The 24,397-nt window shown below is 32.8% G+C and carries 23 protein-coding genes and 1 riboswitch; of the genes, 5 read left to right on the top strand and 18 right to left on the bottom strand.

The genetic code is table 11. The features are described from left to right. The 3 genes from HMPREF0077_RS10730 to HMPREF0077_RS00710 all read right to left on the bottom strand — a co-directional run. On the bottom strand, positions 1–223 hold a 223-nt coding region (locus HMPREF0077_RS10730; RefSeq protein WP_004835921.1), incomplete at its 3' end, for a hypothetical protein. Positions 224–226: 3 nt separating this feature from the next. Continuing rightward, the gene (gene rlmD / locus HMPREF0077_RS00715; protein ID WP_040349195.1) at positions 227–1,594 is read right to left on the bottom strand and encodes a 23S rRNA (uracil(1939)-C(5))-methyltransferase RlmD; all 1,368 of its coding nucleotides are present in this window, start codon (positions 1,592–1,594) and stop codon (positions 227–229) included. Then, complete coding sequence (locus HMPREF0077_RS00710; RefSeq protein WP_004835919.1) at positions 1,575–3,917, bottom strand: ATP-dependent DNA helicase; 2,343 nt, start codon at positions 3,915–3,917, stop codon at positions 1,575–1,577. Before HMPREF0077_RS00710 ends, rlmD begins: the two co-directional genes overlap by 20 nt. Before the next feature lie 63 nt (positions 3,918–3,980). On the opposite strand from HMPREF0077_RS00710, the gene HMPREF0077_RS00705 reads away from it, so the two are divergent. Then, the gene (locus HMPREF0077_RS00705) at positions 3,981–4,727 is read left to right on the top strand and encodes a nitroreductase family protein (RefSeq protein WP_004835918.1); all 747 of its coding nucleotides are present in this window, start codon (positions 3,981–3,983) and stop codon (positions 4,725–4,727) included. A 27-nt stretch (positions 4,728–4,754) separates the two neighbouring features. On the opposite strand, the gene HMPREF0077_RS00700 is transcribed toward HMPREF0077_RS00705, so the two are convergent. Further along, positions 4,755–6,161, bottom strand: coding sequence for an MATE family efflux transporter (locus HMPREF0077_RS00700; protein WP_004835917.1), 1,407 nt, complete (start codon positions 6,159–6,161; stop codon positions 4,755–4,757). 98 nt (positions 6,162–6,259) lie between these two features. Continuing rightward, positions 6,260–6,349: riboswitch (THF riboswitch) on the top strand. A gap of 20 nt (positions 6,350–6,369) precedes the next feature. Between HMPREF0077_RS00700 and HMPREF0077_RS00695 the strand changes: the two genes are divergently transcribed. Then, a complete protein-coding gene (locus HMPREF0077_RS00695) occupies positions 6,370–6,888 on the top strand; it encodes a folate family ECF transporter S component (RefSeq protein ID WP_004835916.1) in 519 nt (172 codons plus the stop codon). 35 nt (positions 6,889–6,923) lie between these two features. Here the strand turns inward: HMPREF0077_RS00695 and HMPREF0077_RS00690 are convergent, their stop codons facing one another. The 8 genes from HMPREF0077_RS00690 to HMPREF0077_RS00655 form a co-directional block, all read right to left on the bottom strand. Next, complete coding sequence (locus HMPREF0077_RS00690; RefSeq protein ID WP_004835915.1) at positions 6,924–7,754, bottom strand: TPM domain-containing protein; 831 nt, start codon at positions 7,752–7,754, stop codon at positions 6,924–6,926. A 9-nt stretch (positions 7,755–7,763) separates the two neighbouring features. Then, the gene (locus tag HMPREF0077_RS00685) at positions 7,764–8,348 is read right to left on the bottom strand and encodes a LemA family protein (protein ID WP_004835914.1); all 585 of its coding nucleotides are present in this window, start codon (positions 8,346–8,348) and stop codon (positions 7,764–7,766) included. 17 nt (positions 8,349–8,365) lie between these two features. Then, a complete protein-coding gene (gene nrdG, locus HMPREF0077_RS00680; protein ID WP_004835913.1) occupies positions 8,366–8,866 on the bottom strand; it encodes an anaerobic ribonucleoside-triphosphate reductase activating protein in 501 nt (166 codons plus the stop codon). Then, complete coding sequence (gene nrdD, locus HMPREF0077_RS00675; RefSeq protein WP_040349194.1) at positions 8,863–10,983, bottom strand: anaerobic ribonucleoside-triphosphate reductase; 2,121 nt, start codon at positions 10,981–10,983, stop codon at positions 8,863–8,865. Before nrdD ends, nrdG begins: the two co-directional genes overlap by 4 nt. Positions 10,984–11,178: 195 nt before the next feature. Next, the gene (gene clpB, locus HMPREF0077_RS00670) at positions 11,179–13,764 is read right to left on the bottom strand and encodes an ATP-dependent chaperone ClpB (RefSeq protein ID WP_004835911.1); all 2,586 of its coding nucleotides are present in this window, start codon (positions 13,762–13,764) and stop codon (positions 11,179–11,181) included. A 1-nt stretch (position 13,765) separates the two neighbouring features. Further along, a complete protein-coding gene (locus HMPREF0077_RS00665; RefSeq protein WP_040349192.1) occupies positions 13,766–14,695 on the bottom strand; it encodes a DnaJ domain-containing protein in 930 nt (309 codons plus the stop codon). Between the two features lie 117 nt (positions 14,696–14,812). Then, positions 14,813–15,331 carry an adenine phosphoribosyltransferase gene (locus tag HMPREF0077_RS00660; protein WP_040349191.1) on the bottom strand — a complete coding sequence of 173 codons (519 nt, stop codon included), beginning with the start codon at positions 15,329–15,331 and terminating at the stop codon, positions 14,813–14,815. A gap of 39 nt (positions 15,332–15,370) precedes the next feature. Further along, a complete protein-coding gene (locus HMPREF0077_RS00655; protein WP_004835908.1) occupies positions 15,371–16,228 on the bottom strand; it encodes an LCP family protein in 858 nt (285 codons plus the stop codon). Positions 16,229–16,316: 88 nt separating this feature from the next. Here HMPREF0077_RS00655 and HMPREF0077_RS00650 point away from each other — a divergent pair, with 88 nt between their 5' ends. The 3 genes from HMPREF0077_RS00650 to scfB all read left to right on the top strand — a co-directional run bounded on the left by HMPREF0077_RS00650 (position 16,317) and on the right by scfB (position 19,344). Beyond that, a complete protein-coding gene (locus HMPREF0077_RS00650; protein ID WP_004835907.1) occupies positions 16,317–17,654 on the top strand; it encodes an aminotransferase class I/II-fold pyridoxal phosphate-dependent enzyme in 1,338 nt (445 codons plus the stop codon). A gap of 42 nt (positions 17,655–17,696) precedes the next feature. After that, positions 17,697–17,846, top strand: coding sequence for a six-cysteine ranthipeptide SCIFF (scfA, locus tag HMPREF0077_RS00645; protein ID WP_004835906.1), 150 nt, complete (start codon positions 17,697–17,699; stop codon positions 17,844–17,846). Between the two features lie 115 nt (positions 17,847–17,961). Then, a complete protein-coding gene (gene scfB, locus HMPREF0077_RS00640; protein ID WP_004835905.1) occupies positions 17,962–19,344 on the top strand; it encodes a thioether cross-link-forming SCIFF peptide maturase in 1,383 nt (460 codons plus the stop codon). A 14-nt stretch (positions 19,345–19,358) separates the two neighbouring features. On the opposite strand, the gene HMPREF0077_RS00635 is transcribed toward scfB, so the two are convergent. Genes HMPREF0077_RS00635 through HMPREF0077_RS00610 form a run of 6 tightly spaced genes read right to left on the bottom strand, consistent with a single transcriptional unit; the run spans position 19,359 to position 24,394 of the window. Beyond that, the gene (locus HMPREF0077_RS00635) at positions 19,359–20,006 is read right to left on the bottom strand and encodes a V-type ATP synthase subunit D (protein ID WP_004835904.1); all 648 of its coding nucleotides are present in this window, start codon (positions 20,004–20,006) and stop codon (positions 19,359–19,361) included. A gap of 1 nt (position 20,007) precedes the next feature. Further along, positions 20,008–21,372 (bottom strand): V-type ATP synthase subunit B, encoded by a 1,365-nt coding sequence (locus HMPREF0077_RS00630; RefSeq protein ID WP_004835903.1) that lies wholly within the window; start codon positions 21,370–21,372, stop codon positions 20,008–20,010. A gap of 3 nt (positions 21,373–21,375) precedes the next feature. Next, positions 21,376–23,121 (bottom strand): V-type ATP synthase subunit A, encoded by a 1,746-nt coding sequence (locus HMPREF0077_RS00625; protein WP_004835902.1) that lies wholly within the window; start codon positions 23,119–23,121, stop codon positions 21,376–21,378. Next, positions 23,105–23,710, bottom strand: a complete 606-nt coding sequence (locus HMPREF0077_RS00620; RefSeq protein WP_040349190.1) for an ATPase — start codon at positions 23,708–23,710, stop codon at positions 23,105–23,107. The genes HMPREF0077_RS00625 and HMPREF0077_RS00620 overlap by 17 nt, the downstream gene beginning before the upstream one ends. An 11-nt stretch (positions 23,711–23,721) precedes the next feature. Then, positions 23,722–23,961: a V-type ATP synthase subunit F gene (locus HMPREF0077_RS00615; RefSeq protein WP_004835900.1), complete on the bottom strand. Its 240-nt coding sequence runs from the start codon at positions 23,959–23,961 to the stop codon at positions 23,722–23,724. 1 nt (position 23,962) lies between these two features. Beyond that, a complete protein-coding gene (locus tag HMPREF0077_RS00610) occupies positions 23,963–24,394 on the bottom strand; it encodes an ATP synthase subunit C (protein WP_004835899.1) in 432 nt (143 codons plus the stop codon). Between the last annotated feature and the right edge of the window lie 3 nt (positions 24,395–24,397).

The following is a 24,397-nucleotide window of genomic DNA, read 5'->3' as shown; positions in this document are numbered from 1 at the left end:
TATAGGGATATATTTTTGTATCAAGATTAATATCAAATGAAGTATCTTCCATTAGCTTAAAGGCTGTAAGGGTCATTATTGTTTTAGCTACTGATCTAATATTTACTTTAATATCATTTATATTTCCAGTTATTGTCTTATCGGCATTGTTATAGATAATGAAAGAAGTCGCCTTTGAGTTTTTAAGATAATCTTTATAATATTCGGACAGATTTAAAGTCATATCTTACCTTGTTAAAAGAGCTATAGATTCTAAATGTCTAGATCTTGGAAATTGATCAAATATTTCGAAATCTTTTATTATAAAACCTTGGTCGATAAAATCTTTAAAATTTTCTAGCTGAGTCTTTGGATTGCAAGATATGTAGACGAATTTATCTACTTTCATCTTTAGTATTTTCTCTAAGGATTGAGGGGCAATACCCGCTCTAGGCGGATCTAAGATTACTACATCATAACGATTGCTGACTTTCTCTATTTCTTCTAAGACGTCTCCGCAAAGAAAATCAATATTGTCAATTTTATTTAACAAGGCATTTTCCTTAGCCTTTTCTACTGCCTCTTCTACAATCTCTATTCCTGTAGCATGCTTTGCTTTAAGAGCCATAAGCTGAGTAATTGTTCCAGTTCCAGAGTAGAGATCTAAGACATTCATCTTCTCATCAATTCTAGCCAAGTCAAAGGCTTTTTGGTAGAGTTTTTCTGCTGTGAAAATATTTGGTTGAAAAAATGAAAAAGGAGAAATTTTAAAGGATAGGCCCATCATCTCTTCTCTTATGTATTCTTTTCCATAAATTAAATGACTTTCCTCAGCAATTACTGCATCAGCGCAAGAATCATTTATTATATGATAAACTGAAACTATCTTGCCCTCGAGTTTACTATCTAGAAGATAGGATAAAAATAATTTTTTTCTTATACTATCAAAGCTCATATCGCTAGTTGTAACCAAGAGCACCATAATTTCATTAGTCCTATGAGCCTTTCTTACAACTAAATGTCTTAATAGTCCATCTCTTGTACTCTTGTGATAGAAGCTAGCATTCTTTCGTCTAAAATACTCCTCAACCCTAGACCTTATTGTATTAAAGTCTTCATCAATTATGTTACAATCATTTGTCCCTACTATTTCGTAAAATCGATTCTTCCTATGAAGACCTAGGACAAGTTCTCCGCCTTTTTGCCTATCACCAAAACTATATTCCATCTTGTTTCTATAAGCTTTACTTATAGGAGATTGGTTGATTTTTATTTCACCATCATAAGCGATATCATTATCCTTAAATAGATTCTTAATCATATCTACTTTTAGCATTAATTCTGTTTCATAGGCTAGCTTTTGATAGGCACAACCTCCACATATGTCTGGATTAGAACAAGTTTTCGTATTATTTTCTAGGTCAGATTCTTCTATTAAATCCAAATATTTAGCCTTGATTTTATCCTTGCTCTTCTTATTCTCCTTAACTCTTACCAACTGACCTAGTAAGCCTCCCTTAAACTCCACAAGCTTACCATTTTCATTATAGGCCTGGGAAATATTAGGATACTTCATTTTTTCTATTCTAACTTCTTCAATTTTCTTTTTTCTCATCTTTACTCCAAAATTCATCTATTATTGTTTCTGGATTTTCATTTTCATCCAAGTATTTTATATATTTCCAATGTTTGGGAAATAGACTTTGATATTTAGTCCAGGTATATCTATCGTCAACTAAATAGATTATACCCCTATCATTTTCACTTCTAATTACTCTTCCTGCTGCCTGAAAGACCTTGTTAATACCAGGATAAGTATATGAGTAATCAAAGCCTGCCATGTTTTTCCTGTCAAAATATTCTTTTATTAGATTCCTATCAAAGGATAAACCAGGCATGCCAACAGAAATAATCATTGAACCTATCAGCTTATTTCCAATAAGATCAACTCCTTCTGCGAAAACTCCTCCGAGGACTACAAAGGCGATCTCGCTACTATCATCGGTAAATTTCTTTAAAAATCGAGATCTTTCTATCTGATTCATGGATCTATCTTGAATTAGAATTTTTTCATTATGCCTTAGCATATAATCACCTGCAATCTTTTCTAGATAATCAAAAGAAGGGAAAAAAATAAAATAGTTTCCTTTTTTACTTTGCACAAACTCATAAATCAAATCAGAAATCCTAGAAATGTTCGCAAATCTATCCTTATACCTTGTTGATATAGATTTTTGGATAATCATTAGCTTGTCTGATGAAAAAGGCATATCTAACCTAAGTTTAAGGCTTGATTTTGCTCCAAGCATTATCATAAAAAACTTCATAGGCGAAAGGGTAGCAGAGAAAAATACGCTTGTTCTTGCCAAATCATATTTCTTTTTTAGCACATAGGATGGATCAACGCATTTAATTGCAAAAGTCTTTTCTTCATTGTCCTCATCAATGGAGATAACATTATAAAAGCCTTCCATGAATTGATCAGAGATTCTTAGATATGAATTTATCCTAAAATATATTTCCAAAACAAAATCATAGTTTTTGTCGTCTTTTTCTTTAATCAGAAAATTTTCCATTTTTTTAGAAAGCAAGATGAGTTTCTCATCTAAATCCAAAACTTGCTTTGTTGTATAGTAATGGAGTCTTTTTCCGAATTTAATATAATTATTTTCAAAATATTCTATAATATCGTCTACAATTTTTATAATTTTCTTATCCCTTTTAACATCTAGGGAATTTTTAAGTTCGATAAAGTCTGTATTCGAAAAAGAGAAGGAATACATATCTCTAGTCCTATCTAAAAGATTATGAGCTTCGTCTATTAGGAAGATATATCTATTTACTAGCTCATCAAAAAAACGCCTAAGATAAACATTTGGGTCAAAAATATAATTGTAATCGCAAATGATAAAGTCGGAAAAAGTCGATATATCAAATTCAAATTCTAGGGGACATACCCTGTGCTTTTCGGCATAAGAAGTTATTATATCATAGTCCATAATGGACTCATTTGTTAGTATATCTTTGAGAGCATCATTTACCCTATCAAAATGTCCCTTGGCAAATGGACAATCAATTGGATTACATTTTACTTCATCATTAAGACAAACTTTCTCCTTGGAAGTAATTTGCACAGCTTTAAGCCTTAGTCCCTTTTCTTCTAAAAGCTTAATAGCCTTAATAGCTTCTTTTGAAGTAGTATTCTTTGCAGTAAGGTAAAAAATTTTGTCAGCTAAGTCTTCACTAAATGACTTTATTGATGGAAATATTGATGAAATAGTCTTGCCAATTCCAGTAGGTGCATCTATAAAAATATTCTTTTCATCTAGGATAGCTGTATAAATAGCAACAGCCATCTTTCTTTGTCCCTTCCTATAAGAATCATATGGAAAATCAATACTTTTGCTTGTAGAGTTCCTTTGATCGATATTCTTGCTAAGGATTTTTGAAAATTCTATGTATCTATTAAGCAAGTCAATGTAGAAAATTTCTAATTCGTCCTTATTAAAAGTCTTTCTAAAAATTTTAGTCTTATAATTTTCTAAAGAAACATAAGTCAATGTTATATCAATAGTTGATAAATCATTATCACAGGCAAAAAAATAAGCGTAGCACTTAGCTTGGGCCCAATGCATTTGATTAGAACCATCTATCTCATCAAGGTCACGTTTGGTTGACTTTATCTCGTCAATTATATAGCTATCATTTTCTTTTATAAGCCCATCAGCCCTTCCTTCGACAAGAAATTCTGTTTGTGCAATATTTATTCTATGTTTTAACTTATATTCTTTAGTATAATTTTTGCCATATGATTTTTGGATTCTTTGGTGGGCTCTAATGCCTTCAATCATCCTTGCATTATCTCTAAAGCTATTATCAATATCGCCTGATCTCATGACAAATTCTATTAAGTTTCTTACAGAAATTTTAACTAACATCTTATCACCTAAGTAAATTATAGCATAGTGGGTATATAAAGAAAAAGATTGTTAGGAGGAAAAATGAACAATACAATTGATATAGCCTTAAAGCATAGGACTATAAGAGAATTTACCAATGAGAAAATTGACGAGAAAACAATAAATAAATTACTTGAAGTTGCCAATCATTCACCTAGTTCTAATGGTATGCAATTTTCTACTATAATTCGCATAAAAAACAAAACCCTTAAAGATAAGCTAGCAGAAATTGGAGGCCAAGCTTATATGAAAAGAGCTCCTGAGATATGGATATTTGTAGCCGATTTGTTTAGAAACTACAATATTGCAAAGGAGAACTCAAGTGAAAATGATGAAATGATTGGATTTGATAAGTTCATTCAAGCCTTTACCGATTCAATAATTGCTGCCCAAAATGTAGCAGTTGCAGCAGAATCTCTAGGACTTGGAACAAACTATTACGGTAATATCCATAATGATACCCAAAAAATTATTGACTTATTAAAACTACCGAAACTCACTTATCCAGCTATAGGATTAGGTTTCGGCTATCCAAAGCAAAATCCTCAGCTAAAACCTAGAATGCCAATTAATTTAAGAGCCTTCGTCGACTCTTATCAGGTATTTGACAATTATAATGAAAAAATTAGGGAATATGATGAGGAAATGACGAATTATTATGATTTAAGAGATGCAAACAGAAGGAGCGATTCTTTTTCTCTTCAAATTCCTAAAAAACAAGGAACTATTGTTTTTAATAGGAATAAAATGTTTGAGACCTTAATCAATCAAAATTTTATAATAAAATAGAAATAAGCTCTAGCTAAAGGCTGGAGCTTATTTATAATACAATTGAGCTTTTGAATTTCTATCAAGCTTCATAAATTTTTCTATTTTTTTAAATTTCATCCTAAACATACTTACAGTTGTTAAAACAGCAATAGTATCAGCTATCGGTTCTGACAGAAATACTGCAAAGACTTTATCATCAAAAAATCTCGGCAAGATGAAGATTAGGGGTATTAGCACGATCATCTTCCTAAAAATAGCAAGGAAAGTACTTGTTCTGGCATCTGAAAAGGCAATAAATGATTGCTGGCAGGATAATTGCAAGCCAAATAAGAAAATAGATGCAAAAAATACCCTTATAGCCCAAGATGTATTTGCAATTAGTTCAACATTAGAGCTGAAAATCTTTGCAAACAAGCTAGGAAAAATCATCAAGAGTGCCCAAAGGATACTAGTAAAGCCAACACACGCAATAGTTTGAATTTTAAATGCTTCCTTAACTCTACTAAAATCATTTGCTCCAAAATTATAAGATAATATTGCTTGACCTCCTAGGGTTATGCCGTCGACTGGTAATAAGGCAAATTGCATTAAAGAAGAAGTGATTGTCATAGTACCAACAGCGAGGTCCCCTCCAAATTTTAACAGATTATAATTAAAGGCAAGCATTAATACACTTTCTGTCGATTGCATAATAAAGGGTGCTACGCCAAGGGCAAGAGCTGGCAAAAGTATTTTCTTTTCAATTTTCATACATGATTTTCTTATTCTTATAGTTGTCCTTGACCCAGTTAAAAACTTCAAGGCGTGAATAGCTGATAAGGCTTGAGATATTATAGTAGCAAGGGCTGCTCCCCTAACTCCCATAGCAAATACATAGATAAAAATTGGATCTAAAATTATATTAGAAAGAGCTCCTATAATTACGGTTCTCATAGCTATTGTAGAGAATCCTTGAACTGCAATAAAGACATTCATTCCCAAGGTGATATGTACAAAAATTGTTCCTAGAGCGTATATACTTATGTACTCAAGTCCATACGAAATAGTATTAGTGCTAGCACCAAAAATATAAAGTAGCTTTTCTTTAAAAATAATAACAAATATGGATAAGAAAAGGGAAGCTATTAGCAAAGACGTTAGTGAATTACCTAATATTTTTTCTGCCATTTCTTTATCTTTTCTACCAAGATAGATGCTAGATCTAGTAGCGGCACCATAGGAAAAAAGGGCGGCAAAGGAGGATATCAGAATAACTATAGGAAAACCAACGCCTACACCTGTGAGAGCGAGATTGCCAACTTTAGGAATATGTCCAATAAAAACCCTATCAACTATATTATACAAAACATTAACAATTTGTGAGGTAATCGCCGGAATTGCAAGCTTTAAGAGCAAGCCTTTTATGGGATCCTTGCCCAAATCAACATTTCTTTTTTCAACTTTATCTTTCAAATCTAACTCCTTATATAATAGTATATGAGAAAAAACAAATTAATCAAAACTTAAAAAAAGCTCTTCTATTTTTATCAATTTTAGTTTATAATATATCCATCAGAGTAGATAAAGAGCATTAAGTGTTAGGAAATGGGTTGTTGTTCCTAAACGAAGCGAATGCGTGATTCTTTATCGCAACCGCTGCCCTCTGATAGAAAGGGGAAATATGAAAAATAAAATATTAGTAAACAATTTAGTAAAAGCGGCTATGCTTACTGCGTTAAGCATAATCTTATCTAGAGTATTGGGAATACAATTATCTCCTAATATTAAGATATCCTTTGGGACCTTACCTTTGATGCTAGTGGGAATGCTTTTTGGCCCACTCTTAGGTGCCTTAGCAGGTCTTTGTTCAGATATGATAGGAATAATGATAAACCTTGGGGGAACTTTCCATCCAGGCTTTACTCTAGGAGCAATACTAACAGCTATGGTACCAGGATTAATTTTTAAGTACGGAAAAGAGAAAAATATTAACACTAGACTTTTGATAGTCCTTGTTATTCTTTTTGTATATGGAATTAATCACGGTCTACTTACACCTTTATGGCTAACCCAATTATACGGAACTCCATACAAGGTACTATTAGCAGGTAGAGCAATTAAGGTTATACCAGATGCAATCATCAATTATATTTTGCTTCTACTAATTTATGAAAGAATATTACCAAGAATTAAGCACTAAAAAAGGAGCCGTGGATAACCACGCTCCTTTTTGAATTAAAAACTTCTACTAGCTCCACCGCCACCGGTACTTCCACCACCGCCGCTAAAGCCAGATCCAGAAAATCCTCCACCTGAAGACCAACCAGAAAATGGAAAATCATCATCGTCATCATCCCAAAATCCTCTACCAAACCAGCTAGGGAAAGTATTTCTTGGTTGACCATAAAAAGTTCTATTAAAACTTCTAAATCTTGATAATCTGTTGGCAATGATTATAAAAATGATAATCATGAAAAATACATAGAAAGGATTAAATCCATCATCTTGGTCCAATTCCTTTTGATAGCTTTCATAATCACCAGTAAGGTCTACTTGGTATTCTTCGGCAACTTGACTAACAACGGCAGAAAATCCTTGGTTGATTCCCTTTGAGTAATCTCCCTTTTTGAAATCATCCATCATAAAATCATCAATTATCCTGCCGACCTTGCCATCGTTAAGCCTTCCTTCTAGACCATAGCCAGGGATAATTGCAATTTGTCTTTTCTTATCAGCTTTATTTTCAAGAAAAAGAATCAATACTCCATTATCTTTATCCTTAGCCCCTATTTTAAGTTGATTGAATAAATCACTCCCATAGGACATAGCATCCAATCCATCAGGATTGTTTAAGGTCAAAACAAGAATTTGTGATCCAGTTTTCTTTTGAAGTTCCTTATTTGTATTTTTTATATTTTCTTTAGTATTTTCATCTAAAATAGAAAGCTCGTCATAGCAATAGTTATTGATTTTTGATGATAAATCATCTGCCTGAGCAAGCTTTGGAAAAAGGCAGAAGATAATTATAATTATTAAATTTAATTTTATTTTCACGGCCCTTTTCATTTTTTTCTCCTATTTATTGAAATCTACTGTTGGTGCTTCTTGGGCACTTTCACTTGCTTTAAAATATTCTGCTTGTTTAAATCCTGTGACCTTGCCTATTAGATTTGTAGGAAATCTAACTAATTTGCTATTAAATTCTTGACAAGCTTCGTTGTAATTTTTCCTTTCGACTGAGATTCTATTTTCACTACCTGCTATCTCATCCATAAGTGATACGAATTGGGTATCAGCCTTTAATTCAGGATAGGCTTCAACAACTACGTTGATATTTCCTACAGCTTTTGTAAGTTCTTCGTTTGCTTTTGCAAGTTCTTCAGGATTTTTGGCATTGTTTACTCCTGCCCTAGCATTGGTAACTTCTTTTAAAGTATCTTCTTCGTGTTTTGTGTAGCCTTTTACAGTATTTACAAGATTTGGGATGAGATCTGCCCTTCTTTGAACCACATTTTGTACCTGAGCATAGGCCTTGTTTACATTTTCTCTAGAACTAGCTAGATTATTATAAGTTGGGACAATAGCTATTAATAGTATTACGGCTATAGCTATAATTGCGATTATGGCTGAAAAGCCCTTCATTTTTCTGTTTCTATTCATAATTCCTCCTATTAATATTACTTATACCCATTCATAAGAATTATTTTATTCTTATTTAATGAAGCTTTAACATCAATTATCCTCTGATTTGAAGAACCCCTAAAATCTAGGCTTAAATCTTTCAACTCTTCAACAAACTCACCATCAACTAGGACATCTACTAGTTTAAGAATTTCCCTTGCAATATTTATATTATAAAGAACCTCGTATTTGAAGCCACTATAAAGCCAAATTGATTTATCTATTTCTTTTCTTATATCTTTAAGGGCTTGAAGGAGTCCTAGGGGATTTTCTAGAGGTTCTCCACCAAGGATTGTTAGCCCTTCTATCTGATCTAGCTTTAAGTAAGAAAGAACTTCTCTTAAAGCTTCTTCATCCCGTATCTTTCCGAAATTGAAGTCCATATATTCTCTATTGAAGCAGTTTTTACAGTTTCTGTCACATCCTGTTAAGAAAAAAGAGGTCCTGATACCAGGACCATTTGCTATATCGTATTTCCTAATTTGACCATATCTCATATATGAACTACCCTAGCCTTGATTTCTTTGGTTCTTCCTTCATTCCGGAAATTCTCTCCTAGATAGCCACAGGTTCTCCTTACAACTGTTAGGGTATTTCTATCCTTATTGCCACAATTAGGACAATACCAGTTATTATCCTCATCCAATAGTATTTCACCATCAAAACCACATTCACCGCAATAATCGGATTTAGTATTAAACTCTGCATATTGGATATGCTCATATATATATTTTATCATGGTCAAAACTGCCTTGATATTATTATTCATATTAGGTATTTCAGCATAAGAAATGCAACCACCAGTAGATAGTTGTTGGAATTCTGATTCAAAATCAAATTTATCGAAAACAGAAATTTCTTCTCTAACATCTACATGGAAAGAATTGGTATAGAAGCCTTTGTCTGTTACATCCTTTATAATTCCAAATCGTTTTTTATCTATTGAAGCAAATCTGTGGGTCAAGCTTTCAGCAGGAGTTCCATAAACAGCAAAAGCTATGCCGTATTTTTTGCTCCATTCTTCTTTCTTGTCATTTAAAACTTTCATTATTTTAATTGCAAAGTCATGGCCGATTTTACTAGTATGACTCTTACCTGTAACTAAAATACTTGCTTCATATATGCCTATATAACCGATTGTTACTGTAGCATATCCATTTTCAAGAAGAGGTTTTATAGGTTGGTGCCTATTTAGCCTTGCTATAGCACCATGTCTAAAATGTATAGGAGAAGAATCGCTAGTTACCTTAGAAAGGTGGTCATATCTAAGTAGACCTACTCTTTTAATTAGGTCTAATCTCTTATCAAGAATTTCAAAAAACTTATCTTCATCCCCATTTGCAAGGATTCCAATTTGTGGCAGATTTATTGTTGCAACACCCATATTAAATCTTCCATCGAATTTGTAATTTCCAAACTCATCCTTGTATGGTGGAAGAAAGGCCCTGCATCCCATAGGTGAAAAGACATTTCCTTCGTAGTTTTCCCTCATTTTCTTGGCTGATATATAGTCTGGATACATCCTCTTGGCTGTACACTTTGCAGCAAGTTCAGTTAGCTTATAATATTTGCTATCTTCTCTGATATTATTTTCATCAAGAACATAAATGAGCTTAGGAAAAGCTGGAGTTACATATACACCTTGCTCATTTTTAATTCCCATAATCCTTTGCTTTAGGATTTCTTCTATAATTTTTACAGTATTATCAAGATAGGGGTCTTTTTCATCTGTATGCATAAAAAGTGTTACAAATGGAGATTGACCATTACTTGTCATAAGGGTGTTTATTTGATATTGAATAGTTTGTATACCACTTTCCAAGTCCCTTTGGGTCAAGGCTTTTGCCATTTCGATAGCCTTATTATCATCATCTAGGATGCTTTTAGATAAGTCTAAATTTTTCTTATAAGACTTTTCTAAATAAGGGCTAAGGCATGAAATATTGATTGATTGACCTCCATATTGGTTGCTAGCAATTTGTGCAATAATTTGAGTCATAACATTACAAGCAACTTGGAAGGATTTTGGGGTCTCAATCATTTTATCATTAACAACAGTTCCCTTATCAAGCATATCTTTCATATCGACAAGACAGCAATTAAAGATAGGTTGAATAAAATAATCCAAATCATGAATGTGTATGGCAGCTGATTCGTGCGCCTCCACAAGATCTAGGGGAATTAACTTCCTTTTAGCTATATCTTTAGCAACTTCACCTGCGATTAAATCTCTTTGAGTAGATGCTATTATAGGATTTTTGTTAGAATTTTCATCCATAACATCAATGTTTGTTTGATTTAATAGACCTAGGATATCATCATCTGAGGTGTTTATCTCTCTCTTATAAGCCTGAACAGACTTATAGCTTTCATATGATTTTGCTGTTGCTGGATTATTTCTATCAATCAATTTATAGTAGACTTTATCTTCTATATCATAAATTGAAATTTTATCTATATTTAAAGCTTCAGATTCTATTTCGTTTGCTATTTCTAAAGCCTGATTTGAAACAAAGACACCACTTGGTGAGTTCATAGCTTTTTCAATTGCTACTACTATTTTATTTTTTTCAAAGTTGGAAAGACTTCCATCTCTTTTAATTACCTTTAACATAAGACCTCCAATCATTAGTAATTATACCATATATAGTAGTGCAAACAAATATGAATACTATATATGGTGTGTTTCTCTAAAAATAGACCTTGGCTCTTTATTTTTAAAAATGTTTATTCATAAATGAAAATATAAAAAAGCCTCCAAATTCTTAGAGAAATCTTAGAATTTGAAGACTTATTTTGGAATATTTTATTATTTAATTTTAAATTTCAATTGATTATTTTCATCTAAATCTAATAAGGCAGTATCTTTTTCAGCAACTTTTCCTTCAATAATTAATTTACCTAGTTCAGTTTCAACGTGACTTTGTAAAAATCTCTTAACTGGTCTGGCACCATATTCGATATTGTAGGCATTTTTCAAAATATATTCCTTAGCAGCCTTGGATATTTCAAGGTTTATATCTTTATCTTCTAGTCTTAGTCTTATATCATTGATTTGAAGGTCTATAATCTTATAAACTTCATCGCTAGTAAGTGGAGTAAACATTACTATATCATCAATTCTATTTAAGAACTCTGGTTTAAATGAATTTCTTAGGATTGCATCAACTTTCTTCTTGTTTTCATCATCAATTGTTCCATTGTCATTTAAACCGTCAATTAAGTATTCAGAACCAATATTACTTGTCATTATAATTATAGTATTTTTAAAATCAACTGTTCTACCTTGAGAATCGGTAAGCCTTCCATCATCTAATACTTGTAATAAAATATTAAATACATCAGGATGGGCTTTTTCAATTTCATCAAAGAGGATAACTGAATAAGGTTTACGTCTAACAGCTTCAGTTAGTTGGCCACCTTCTTCATAGCCTACATAACCAGGAGCAGCTCCGATTAATCTTGATACTGAGTATTTTTCCATATACTCACTCATATCAATTCTAATCATATTTCTTTCATCATCAAACATAGCTTCGGTTAGAGCTTTGGCTAGTTCAGTTTTACCAACACCAGTTGGTCCTAAGAAGATAAATGAACCTATTGGTCTATTATGACTCTTTAGTCCAGATCTAGCCCTAATTATTGCGTTAGAAACTGCTGTTATAGCTTCTTGTTGACCGATTACCCTTTGATGAAGCTTCTCTGGCAATTTTAGAATTTTACTTCTCTCGCTTTCGACAAGCTTGCTTACTGGAATATTGGTCCAATTGCTAACAACATCAGCAACATCTTCATCTGTTACTTCTTCTTTTATTGAACCATCCTTGCCATCTTTAGACATTTTATTTGCTTTTTCGAGTTTTTGCTTTAACTCTTCAAGCTTTCCATACTTTAATTCGGAGAGTTTTTCGAAGTCATAGTTTCTCTCAGCTTGTTCGATTTCCACATTGACCTTATCAATCTCTTCCTTGATTTTCTTGATATCATCTATGGCGGACTTTTCTTCTTTCCAGCTCATGAAGTCTTCATCGTACTTTTCAGATAAATCTGCAAGCTCCTTTTCAAGTTCTGCTAATCTCTTTTTTGAATACTCATCGTCTTCTTTCTTGAGGGCGGTGATTTCAATTTGCAATTGAAGGAGCTTTCTTTTTTGCTCATCTAGGTAGGTAGGCATAGTATCAATTTCTGTTCTTACTGTTGCGCAAGCTTCATCCATCAAGTCTATGGCCTTATCTGGCAAGAACCTATCTGAAATATATCTATCGGATAATTCAGCTGCAGCTATTACTGCGCTATCTTGTATTCTAATTCCGTGGAATATTTCGTATTTATCCTTTATTCCCCTCAAGATACTTATTGTATCCTCAACTGATGGCTCTTCTACCATAACCTTTTGGAAACGACGTTCCAAGGCTCCATCTTTTTCTATATATTGCCTATATTCGTTAAGGGTTGTAGCACCAATTACCTTTATTTCACCCCTAGCTAGCATTGGCTTCATGATATTTGAAGCATCCATTGCTCCTTCAGACTTGCCAGCTCCAACAATGTTGTGAATCTCATCAATAAACATAATTATCTTGCCATCAGATTTTTGAACTTCATCTATTACAGCCTTGAGTCTTTCTTCAAATTGACCCCTATATTTTGCACCTGCAACAAGAGAACCCATATCCAATGAGAAAATAGTCCTACCTTGGATAGGTTCTGGTACATCATTGTTTACAATTCTTTGAGCTAAGCCTTCAACTATGGCTGTTTTACCAACACCAGGTTGACCAATGAGAACTGGGTTGTTCTTTTTACGTCTTGAAAGAATCCTCAAAGCATTTCTTATTTCGGTATCTCTACCAATAACTGGATCTATTTTACCTTCTCTTGCTTCTTGAGTAAGGTTTCTACCATATTTTTCCAAAGGATTTGTAGTTTCTTCAGGGTTATCGTTATTTACCTTTTGACCTTTCCTGACATTTCCTATAGACTTCTTAAAGTTACTTGCACTAATACCATATTTTTTATTAATAGGATCTACTTGGGTATCCTCCTTTAATAAGCTTAAAAATATATGCTCAGTTGATACAAAGCTATCCCCCATATCCTTAGCATAATCTTCAGCTTTTAGTAGGATTTTTTGGAATAGTTGACTTGGATATATGTTTGAATTGCCTGATTGACTTGGCAAAGAATCTACCTTTTTAGTTAATTCACTCCTATATCCTTCATAGTCAACCTTCATTGATTTTAAGATTTGGCTAACAATTGAATCTGAATTGTTAACCAAGGCGTAGGCTAGATGTATTTCATTTACCTCTGGGTTTGAGTTTTTTATTGCCATAGCTTGTGAGTCATTTATGGCCTCTTGTGATTTTTGTGTGAATTTGTTAATATCCATATTAAGCCTCCTCTTTTAATTGTCTATATAATTCTTCTTGTTTTTTACTTAAATTTTTAGGGTTTTCAATCATTATTTCTAAGATTAAATCTCCTACATTACCTTTTCTATCTTTATAACCTCTACCTTTTAATCTGATCTTTTGACCTGGGTTAACTTTTTCTGGAATATTCACCATCAAAGCTTTTGACTTACTTTGTATTTTTTTCTTAGTACCAAAATAGGCATCCCAAGGAGTTAACCTTACTTTCTTGATAAAATCAATTCCTTCAAGTCTTAAATCGTCATCTTCTAGGATATTGACCTTTACTATAATATTAGCATTAATACCATGGCTTGATCCATCTATTCTGATTTTGTTGTTGCTTTTGATACCCTTAGGGATTTTTACATTAATATCTATAATAGAACCATTATTGTTAACACTTATAGTCCTACTACAACCATTAATTGCTTCATCTATCGATATATCTACACTTGCATCCAAGCTTTGTTTTTTCTTTTTTCCGAAAGTCTGACCAAAGTTTGAAAACTTTGAACCATAGCTTCCTCCACTTGACCTTCCTCCTTGTTGGAATGATCCAAACAAGGTATCAAAAAAATCTGAGAAACCACTTGCTCCTCCAGTAGAGTAAGTATAAGAATTTCCACCAAAGTTATTAAAATCAAATCCAAAATCTCTTGGATCAAAGTTTTGACCTCCTTGGAAGTTGGCATTTTGTCCAAACATATCGTATTTATTACGTTTTTCTGTATCTGATAAAACCTCGTAGGCTTCATTAATTTCTGTAAACTTTTTTTCTGCTTCTTTATCGTTTGGATGAAGGTCTGGGTGATATTTCTTTGCTAATTTTCTATATGCTTTTTTAATTTGGTCGGGACTTGCTTTCTTATCTACTCCCAACACTTCATAATAATCTCTAAATTTCATAATTACCTCCATCGTTTTGACCATCTCTGACCTTAATAAAATTATACTATCTCCCCTGGCTAATGCAAGTTATTTCATATAAATTTGCATTATAAAAGAGTCTCTAAAAGAAACTCTTTAATGATCATATTCTATTAAGGATATAAGCTCATAATCCTTTAGATATTCTCTACCCTTTAGGCTGGTTAACTCAATTAGAAACTCAAAGCAAACAACTTCTCCTCCAACAGCTTCAACTAATTTGGCAGCAGCTTTTGCAGATCCACCTGTGGCTATTAAGTCGTCGATTATTACAACTCTATCACCCTTTTTAAGGGCATCCTTGTGCATTTCAAGTTCACTAGAGCCGTATTCTAATTCATAAGAAACTTTTTCGATTTCACCTGGAAGTTTACCTGGTTTTCTGATTGGTATAAAGCCTTTTTCTAGTCTGTCAGCTAGTGGTGCTCCAAAAATTAGTCCTCTTGATTCTATACCTGCTATGTAGTCAAATTCATATCCAGATAGTTTTTCTTCTAGCTCGTTAATGGTTTGCCTAAAAGCAAGCCTATCCTTTAATAAGGTAGTGATATCCTTAAAAGAAATTCCCTCTGTTGGGTAGTCCTCAATAACTCTGATTTTTGATTTTAAATCCATTTTATCCTCCACTTACATTATCGTCTTTATAAGTATACCCTAATAGGCATAATTTTTTAAATAGGAACTTCTAATTTCGTTGATTGATTCATCATAAACTTCAAAATAGCTAATACCATCATAGTCGACTTCATGGCCATCTAGCCTTACTTGGTTTATATTTGACTTATCCATCCCCCTAAAAGCCATAGCTAATTTAGTTAGCTTTGCAGTATTAATGTTAGTTTTTATTTTATCTTGCATGGCAAGAAAGGCTATAGGTAATTTTGGTAAATTTTTAGCTTTTGTCATCTCTTCTACAAATTGCATTATAAAATTTTGTTGGGTAGATATTCTTCCCAAATCAGCATTTGCATAACCCTTTCTAAAACGCACATAATTTAGGGCTTCTTGACCCTTAAAATGATGGAGACCTGGGCTTATGTCCATAGCTTCGGCTACTTGACTATCAACATCAATATCTATACCACCTATGGCATCTATTCCTTCGACTACTGCTTCAAATGGTATTACCACATAGTAGGTTAGATTAATTCCCATAAAGTCTCTTACGGTTTGCATGGTTAGATCGATTCCGCCATATGAATGGGCAGCGTTGATTTTTTCCGTTGAACCATTTATATCTACCATAGTATCTCTAGGTATAGAAATAAGATCTAAGGTCTTCTTATCAGTATTAGCCTTAATGAGCATCAGTGTATCTGACCTAGTCCCAGTTTCTTCACCTGTACTATCTACCCCAGCCAACAAAAATAGAAATTCGTCGTCATTTCCAGCTAAATTTGTAGTAGAATCTTTCCTAAAGAAATTTATCACGAGAATTATAGCACTAAACAAGACCACGAACATTAAAAATATTATAATTGATTTCAAAAATCTCTTAAAACTCTCTCTCATATTCTTCTCCTTTTATCATTATATACCTTTTTTTGCTAATTATCATATAAATATATCAATTAACTAGTAAGATATAGAAGAGGTAATTATGTTAATTGATAAATTAGACTTATATTTGAATGAAAATTATTATCCCTTTCACATGCCAGGCTCAAAAAGGTCTGACCTACTAAGAAGTGATCTGGCTTACAAAAGGGATTTAACAGAGATAGAAAACTTTGACAATCTAAATGACCCAAAAAGTATATTTGTAGAGATGCAAGATAAAATCGCTGAACTCTATAAGGTTAGAAAATCTATTATTTCAACAAATGGTTCGACATCAGGAATTCTATCTGCTATAAGGGCTTTGACAAGGAAAAATAAAAACATTCTTATCCAAAGATCATCTCACAAGTCAGTTTTTAATGCTTGCGAGCTCAATGAACTTAGGACTTCTTATGTAAATATTAAAACTAATAGTAATCTCGCAATAAAGGATATAGATTATGATGATTTAATTTACAAGCTTTCCCTTAAAGACTATGCAGCCCTTGTCATAACTAGTCCTTCCTATGAAGGCTATAGATTAGACTTGGAAAGAATTTACAAGCTTTGTAAAAAATTAAATGTAAAGCTTCTAGTCGATATGGCTCATGGTAGTCATCTACTTTTAGATGGAACTTACAAAAATACCTTTGATGTGGCCATAACTTCCTTTCACAAAAACTTATCAGCCCTAACTCCAGGAGCAGCTGTTTTAATTAATGACTTAGAATTATATGATGAGATTAAAAGAAATATGGCTATTTTTCAGACCTCTTCCCCTTCTTATCTAATTCTCCAATCTATAGATGAAATGCTAGATAAGTTTTCTAGCTTTTATGGACTCAATGCTAAGCTAACAAAAATGCTGGATAAGTTGTATGAGCTTAAATTAGAAAATTTATATTTAATTGACAATAAGCATAAAGATAAGAGTAAAATCCTTATTTCGACTAAAAATACTAATATTTCTGGAGAAGAATTGCAAAAACTTCTAAGAAAAGAGAAAATTGAAATAGAAATGTCATATCCTGACTATGCCCTGCTGATTGCGACAATTTTTGACAGTAAAGAAGCTTTTGATAGACTGGCTTTGGCCCTTCTTAAAATAGATGAGAAGTTATCAAAACAAGAAGAAAAATTAGAGTTCTTCTTTAATGAAGCCAATAAAAAGTATGAAATTTATGAGGCTCTTAATTATAAAAGGGAAAGGGTTAAATTAAAAGATTCCCTAGGGAGGCTTGCGGCCGATTTTATTTATGCCTATCCCCCTGGTATTCCTATAATAGTTCCTGGCGAAATAATTGACGAAAAAGTCCTTTCAAATATCTATTATTTTCTTAAAAATAAGATTAATGTAAATATCAAAGAAGATTTTATTCATTGTATAATTGACAAGTAGGGGAAAAACTGTTATTATTAAGTAAAGAAAAGGAGAATACATATGAAAAGAATTGTAACTTTAAATACTAGAAATCTCCACAAAAGTAAAAAACATGGCGGCTGTGGCGAATGTCAAACATCTTGCCAATCTGCTTGCAAAACAAGTTGTGGTGTAGCTAATCAAGAATGTGTTAGCAAAAAAAATAAATAATTTATAATGACTTATCTAAGTAAATCCTACTTAGATAAGTTTTTTATTTGTATTAATTAAGTTAAAAGATTCTCAAAAGCTAGTAAAATACTATAGTAATAATAAAGGAGTAATAATGATACACCAATACAAAGCAAAAGGCTTTAATATTGTTTTAGATATATATAGTGGCTCAGTCCACGCCGTTGATGATGTAACTTATGACATCATCAAGGATTATGAAAATAAGGAAAAAAATGAGATTGAAAAATCTATAAAAGAAAAATATAAGCTTGATAGTGATCAATTCGAAGAAGCCTATAAGGAAGTAAAAGATTTAGCAGATGAAGCATTACTTTTTACCGATGATATTTATGAAGGCTTATCAATTGATATTACTAAAAAGCCAACTACTATCAAGGCCTTGTGCCTAAATGTTGCCCATACTTGCAATCTTTCTTGTGAGTATTGTTTTGCTAAGGGTGGTAAATATTCTGGCCCTGATGCGATTATGAGTAAGGAAATCGCAAGGTCTGCTATAGATTTTCTCCTAGAAAACTCTGGCAGCCACTACAATTTGGATATAGATTTCTTTGGTGGAGAACCACTCTTGAACTTTGATGTGGTTAAAGATACAGTAGCTTATGCAAAAAGCAAGGAAGAAGAATACAAGAAACATTTTAACTTTACCCTAACAACTAACGGTCTACTTCTAGATGACGAGGTTATTGACTATCTGAATGAAAATATGAAAAATGTGGTTCTTTCTCTTGATGGAAGAAAAGAAAAGCACGATCAATTCAGGAAAACACTAAACGGTAAGGGATCATATGATGCAGTTGTTCCTAAATTCCAAAATTTTGTCAAAAAACGTGGGGACAAGGAATACTATATGAGAGGTACTTTTACTGCTAATAATCTAGATTTCACCAAGGACTTACAAAACTACATTGACTTAGGTTTCACTAGAACATCTCTTGAACCAGTAGTTGGAAAACAAGACGAGGCTTATGCCTTAAAGGATGAGCATTTAGAGAAAATTTATTCTGAATATGAAAAATTAGCTGATATGTTAATGGAAAAAATCGATAAAAATGAAGAGTTCATTTTTTACCATTATATGATAGATCTTGAAAATGGTCCTTGTGTTCATAAAAGAATATCAGGTTGTGGTTCAGGGACTGAATATATGGCTGTAACTCCAACAGGTGAACTTTATCCTTGCCACCAATTTGTAGGTAACCCAGACTTCGTAATAGGTAACCTCAAAGATGGGATTGTAAATAAGGACTTGGTAAATGAGTTTAAAACATGCAACTGCTATTCTAAAGAAGAATGTAGGGCTTGTTGGGCAAATATGTATTGCTCTGGTGGCTGTGCAGCAAATTCTTATAATGCAACTGGTGATATAAATAATGTTTATGACTATTCATGTAAGTTATTTAAAAAGAGAATCGAGATGGCTATAGCCGTAAAAATTTATGAATATATGAAGGAAGCTCAAGAAATCCATGCTTAGAAAAAATAGCACCGTTAAGATTCGGTGCTATTTTTGAGTTTTTCTTTTCTAATTTTATTTTCTTTGACGATTTTTGTTTTTGAAAATTCTTCTCTTTCCTTTTCTTCAATATTTTGAGAGATAGTTTTAACCATGTCTTCATATTTAGGTATTTGAACTTTTTCAAGACTGTTAACTTTTTTGCTAGTCTTTTTTATCTCCCTATCTAAAGAATTTATAGTAGTGTCAAGTTCTGCAAGTTTAAATATTTTTGACCTAAGTTCATTGAAAGAAAGAATTGCTTCATCAAATCCAGCATTAGTTTCATAAAAGGAATATGAGAGGTTTAGTTTAACTTCATCAAAATCAATTTCTGAAATCTCAGTTTGCATAAATTTGGTGATTTCCAAACTTATACTATCATCTATGGGTACAGTTTTAGAAATTGAATCCATATCAGATTCACCAATACTTACTAGTACCTTTTTAAAATTATGGCTAACGCTTTTTATAGTTTCATTAACCTTTTCATTTAATAAATCACGTTCTTTTATCTTAGAATCATAGGCTTGAATCAAGGCTTTTCTTTTTTTATCGAGGATATCATAACCGCCCTCTAGGAGCTTTAATTCATCCTTAGCCTTGATTAAATTCGCCTTTGTAGCCGCAATATTTGTTTGCATTCTAGTTACCTATAAACTTATCTAAGTTAGCTTTAGAAACCCTGTGAAGCTCATTCCTAGGTAGGATTTTGAGGATATTCCAGCCTAGATCTAGAGATTCATCAAGTTCTCTATTTTCATCTTTGTTTTGAGCGAGGAATTTTCTCTCAAATTCTTCCCCAAATTGCAAATACTTCTTGTCTACATCAGATAAGTCGTCCTCTCCTACTATTTGAGCTATATTTCTAACTTCTTGAACCTTAGAATAAGATTCATAAATTTGGTTCATCAAATCTTCATGATCAGCCCTAGTATATCCTTCTCCTATACCATCCTTCATAAGTCTTGATAGGGATGGTAGAACATTAATTGGTGGATAAATACCCTTATTTGATAAAGCCCTATCAATTACAATTTGACCTTCAGTTATGTATCCAGTAAGGTCTGCAACTGGATGGGTTATATCATCATTAGGCATTGTTAAGATAGGAATTAGAGTAACAGATCCCTTAACACCTTCAATCATTCCTGCCCTTTCATAAAGGCTAGCAAGATCAGAGTATAGATAACCTGGATAACCCTTCCTAGAAGGAACTTCTCCTCTTATAGATGAAACTTCACGCAAGGCTTCAGAATATGAAGTCATATCTGTTATAATTACAAGAACATGGTAGTTTTTCTCATAAGCTAGATACTCAGCAGCGGTCAATGCACATTTTGGTGCAATCAATCTTTCCATTATTGGAGAATCGGCAAGGTTTTGATACATTACTACCTTATCTCTAACACCTGCTTTGTTAAAAGCATCTTCAAAAAACATGGCTTCATCTTTTTTGATACCCATAGCAGCAAAAACAAAGCAGAAGTCCTCGTCTGTCTTTAGCTTTGCTTGTCTTACTATTTGGGCTGCTAATTCATTGTGTGAAAGCCCTGATCCAGAAAAAACAGGTAACTTTTGACCACGGATTAAGGTAGTCAACACATCAATTGAAGAAATACCAGTTTGTATGAAATCTCTAGGATATTCACGAGCAACTGGATTTAGTGGGAGACCTTCAACTGAGTAACAATGATCAGAATAAATATCTCCGCCGTTATCAATAGGATTACCTATACCATTAAAACTTCTACCTAAGATAGATTCATTTAATGGAATCTCCAGTGGCTTTTCGTGAAAGCTTACTACAATATCGTCTAAAGAAAATTCTTCAGTATTACCAAAAACTTCGATTGTTACAGTTTCATCATCTATCTTAACTACTTGACCAACAAAATCCATGCCCAAAGCATGAACAGAGACTACAGCCTTGTAGGCAACATCTGTAACTTTCTCTATTTCTATCATAGATGATTCAATTTTTCTAATCTTAGTATATTCTTTTCTCATCTATCATCCTTCCTTAATACTTACAAAGTGACCATTTATTTTAGAATTTAGTTCAATAAACTTATCTAATTCGTCATTTTTGATATTGTATTTCATCTGAGTTATTTCGTTAATTAAATTCGCATCATATATAGCCTTATGACTTAATCCACTTTTTAGGGCTTCCTTGCTCTTTATATAATAATTATATATAATATCTAGCATCTTAACTTGCTTTTCTAGAGGTACATACTTGTCTATATCATTGTAGGCATTTTGTTGCAAGAAGCCATTTCTAATTAGTCCAGATACATCTAGAATATTTTTTTGACTATTAGATAGGGCGTCCTCTCCTACTAGCATCATGATAGATCTAACTTCATCTTCTTCTAGGAGGACATTCATAAGCTCATTTCTTACAGCAATGATATCCCTGCCCAGTCTTTCTTCATAGTAAGACCTAATCTTTTCTATATAGTTAGAATAGGATGTAAGCCAGTTAATAGCAGGATAATGCCTTGAGTAGGCAAGTTTTCTATCTAGTCCTAAAAATACATTTACACAACGTCTTGTATTTTCAGTTACTGGCTCAGAAAAATCGCCGCCTGATGGAGAAACCGCTCCGATAAGGGTAACTGAACCATAAGATCCATTCAAGTTTCTAAAATAGCCTGCTCTCTCATAAAATTGTGAAAGTCTTGAACCTAAGTATGCTGGATATCCTTCTTCTGCAGGAATTTCTTCAAGTCTTCCAGAAATTTCACGCAAGGCTTCCGCCCATCTTGAAGAAGAATCTGCCATTAAAGCAACGTCATAACCCATATCTCTAAAATATTCAGCCATGGTAATTCCAGTATAGATAGAAGCTTCCCTGGCTGCAACTGGCATGTTTGAAGTGTTGGCTATAAGAATTGTTCTTTCCATAAGTCCCTTACCAGTATTTGGGTCTATAAGATCTGGAAATTCCTCAAGAACTTGAGTCATCTCGTTACCACGTTCGCCACAACCTATATATATAATAATATCAACATCAGAATATTGGGCAAGTTGGTGTTGGAGCATAGTTTTTCCTGTACCAAATCCTCCAGGAATAGCAACAGTTCCACCCTTAGCCAAAGGGAAAAATACATCAAGAACCCTTTGACCAGTTTCAAATAATTTCTCTATAGGTAGATTCGCCATAACTGGTCTAGGATTTCTAACTGGCCAATATTGATAAAGTTTTTCTTCAACTACTTTTTTTTCAGTTTGTATTTTAACAATAGTATCTTCTAGACGATAAGTTGAATCTGGGAGTGCATCTATAACTTCACCATCAACAGATGCCATTAGCCTATGCTCAATAGTTTCTGTTTCTTTGATAGTGGCATATATGTCACCTCTTTTTATCTTATCGCCTTTCTTTACAACAATTTTTACATCCCAAAGTTTTTCGGTATCTAGGTTTTCGAATCCTATACCTGAAGGTATGAAGGATCCATTCTTATCCATAATGTTTTTAAGAGGCCTTTGGATACCATCAAACATATTACCAAGCATACCCGGGCCTAGCCTTACTGAAAGTGGCCTTCCTGTTGGGATGACATCTTCATTAACTTTAAGTCCAGATGTATCTTCATAAACCTGTATGGTGGCTTCTTGACCTTCAAGGGAAATAACTTCACCTATAAGCTTTAATTCACCAACAGATACCATCTCTCTTACTGTAAGATCTCTGGCGTTATTAGCTATTACTACTGGACCATTTATTGTTTTAATTTTTGGATTCATTAAAACTCTCACTTTCAAGAAGTTGATTTAGTTTCTTACCAACTTCATATTTTCTATCTTTCAATTTATTAAGGTAAGTGAAATTATATCTAAAATCACGATCAAGGTTTGAAATATAATATCCACCTATGAAATCATCATCAATAATTTCTTTGTTAGGAAAATCAATTAAAGATAAATCTTTTTCTAAAACACCTACGATTATATCATCATCTGATAAATTTAAGTCTTTCAATGATTGCTTGATATCTTGATTAAGCTTAGCCCTATATTCCTTACTATTTGTGTAGGTAATAAGATTAGCTTTAATCTTTTTTATCAAATCCTCAAGGAGTGATTGTTTATATAAGTAAAGATTATTTTTTGCTTCATATTCTTTTTTTGAAACATTTTCATTTTTTCTTGTCTCAGCAAAAATTTTTCTTTCCCTCAAGCTCTCTTTTAGATTTTCTTCAAGTTCAGACTTCTTATTTTCTATAAGCTTAGAATTTTCTTCTGTTGAATTATATAATTCACTCTCACTTTTTTCTTTTTCTTCATCCCAAACCATCTTTCTAAAGGATGAAATTTTAGCTTGTAAATCTAGCATATCTCCCCCAATCAACCATCAATAACTACGATTAAAGGCTTACTTGCATTTGCTCTATAATCATCAACATAATCTGATATGTGATTATATATATTTTTACTCAAGATAAGAACAGCTAGATTATCATCTTCAACAGATTTCTTAAAGGTTTTAAGACAATCTTCGATATTTTCTACCTGTTCTGTTTCTATAGCTCCAAGCCTAAACATTAAGTTAAGACTTGGATCATTACTTATTAATTTTGCCTTCATTTTATGCGTATAGGATTAGGATTGAGATAATAACACCGAAGATTGCGATACCTTCTGCAAGACCTACGAAGATTATAGTTCTACCAAGGATTGATTGATCTTCTGAAATAGCTCCTAGGGCTGCTGAACCTACAGTACCTACTGCATAACCTGTACCTATAGTTGCTAGTCCTGTTGATAGAGCTGCGCCAATGTATTTAAGTCCATCACTTGCTGCTGCAGCATTTGCACCAGCTTCTGCTGCCCTTGAGCTTGATGGTAAAAGTAGGACAATCATCATTACCATGATTGGCACAAAAGTAAATAAGTTTAGCTTTAGGGCCTTTCTTATTTTTTCCTTAGAACTATCTTCATTAGTTTTTAACAAATACAAACCTGAATAAATTGTCATGACAACAACTGCCAATGCTAAAATTGCAATTCTTAAAATCATATT

This window comes from Anaerococcus tetradius ATCC 35098 (assembly GCF_000159095.1).
GTDB lineage: Bacteria > Bacillota > Clostridia > Tissierellales > Peptoniphilaceae > Anaerococcus > Anaerococcus tetradius.
Note: the sequence above shows the minus strand (reverse complement) of the source record. Positions and strands in the feature narration are given on the sequence as shown.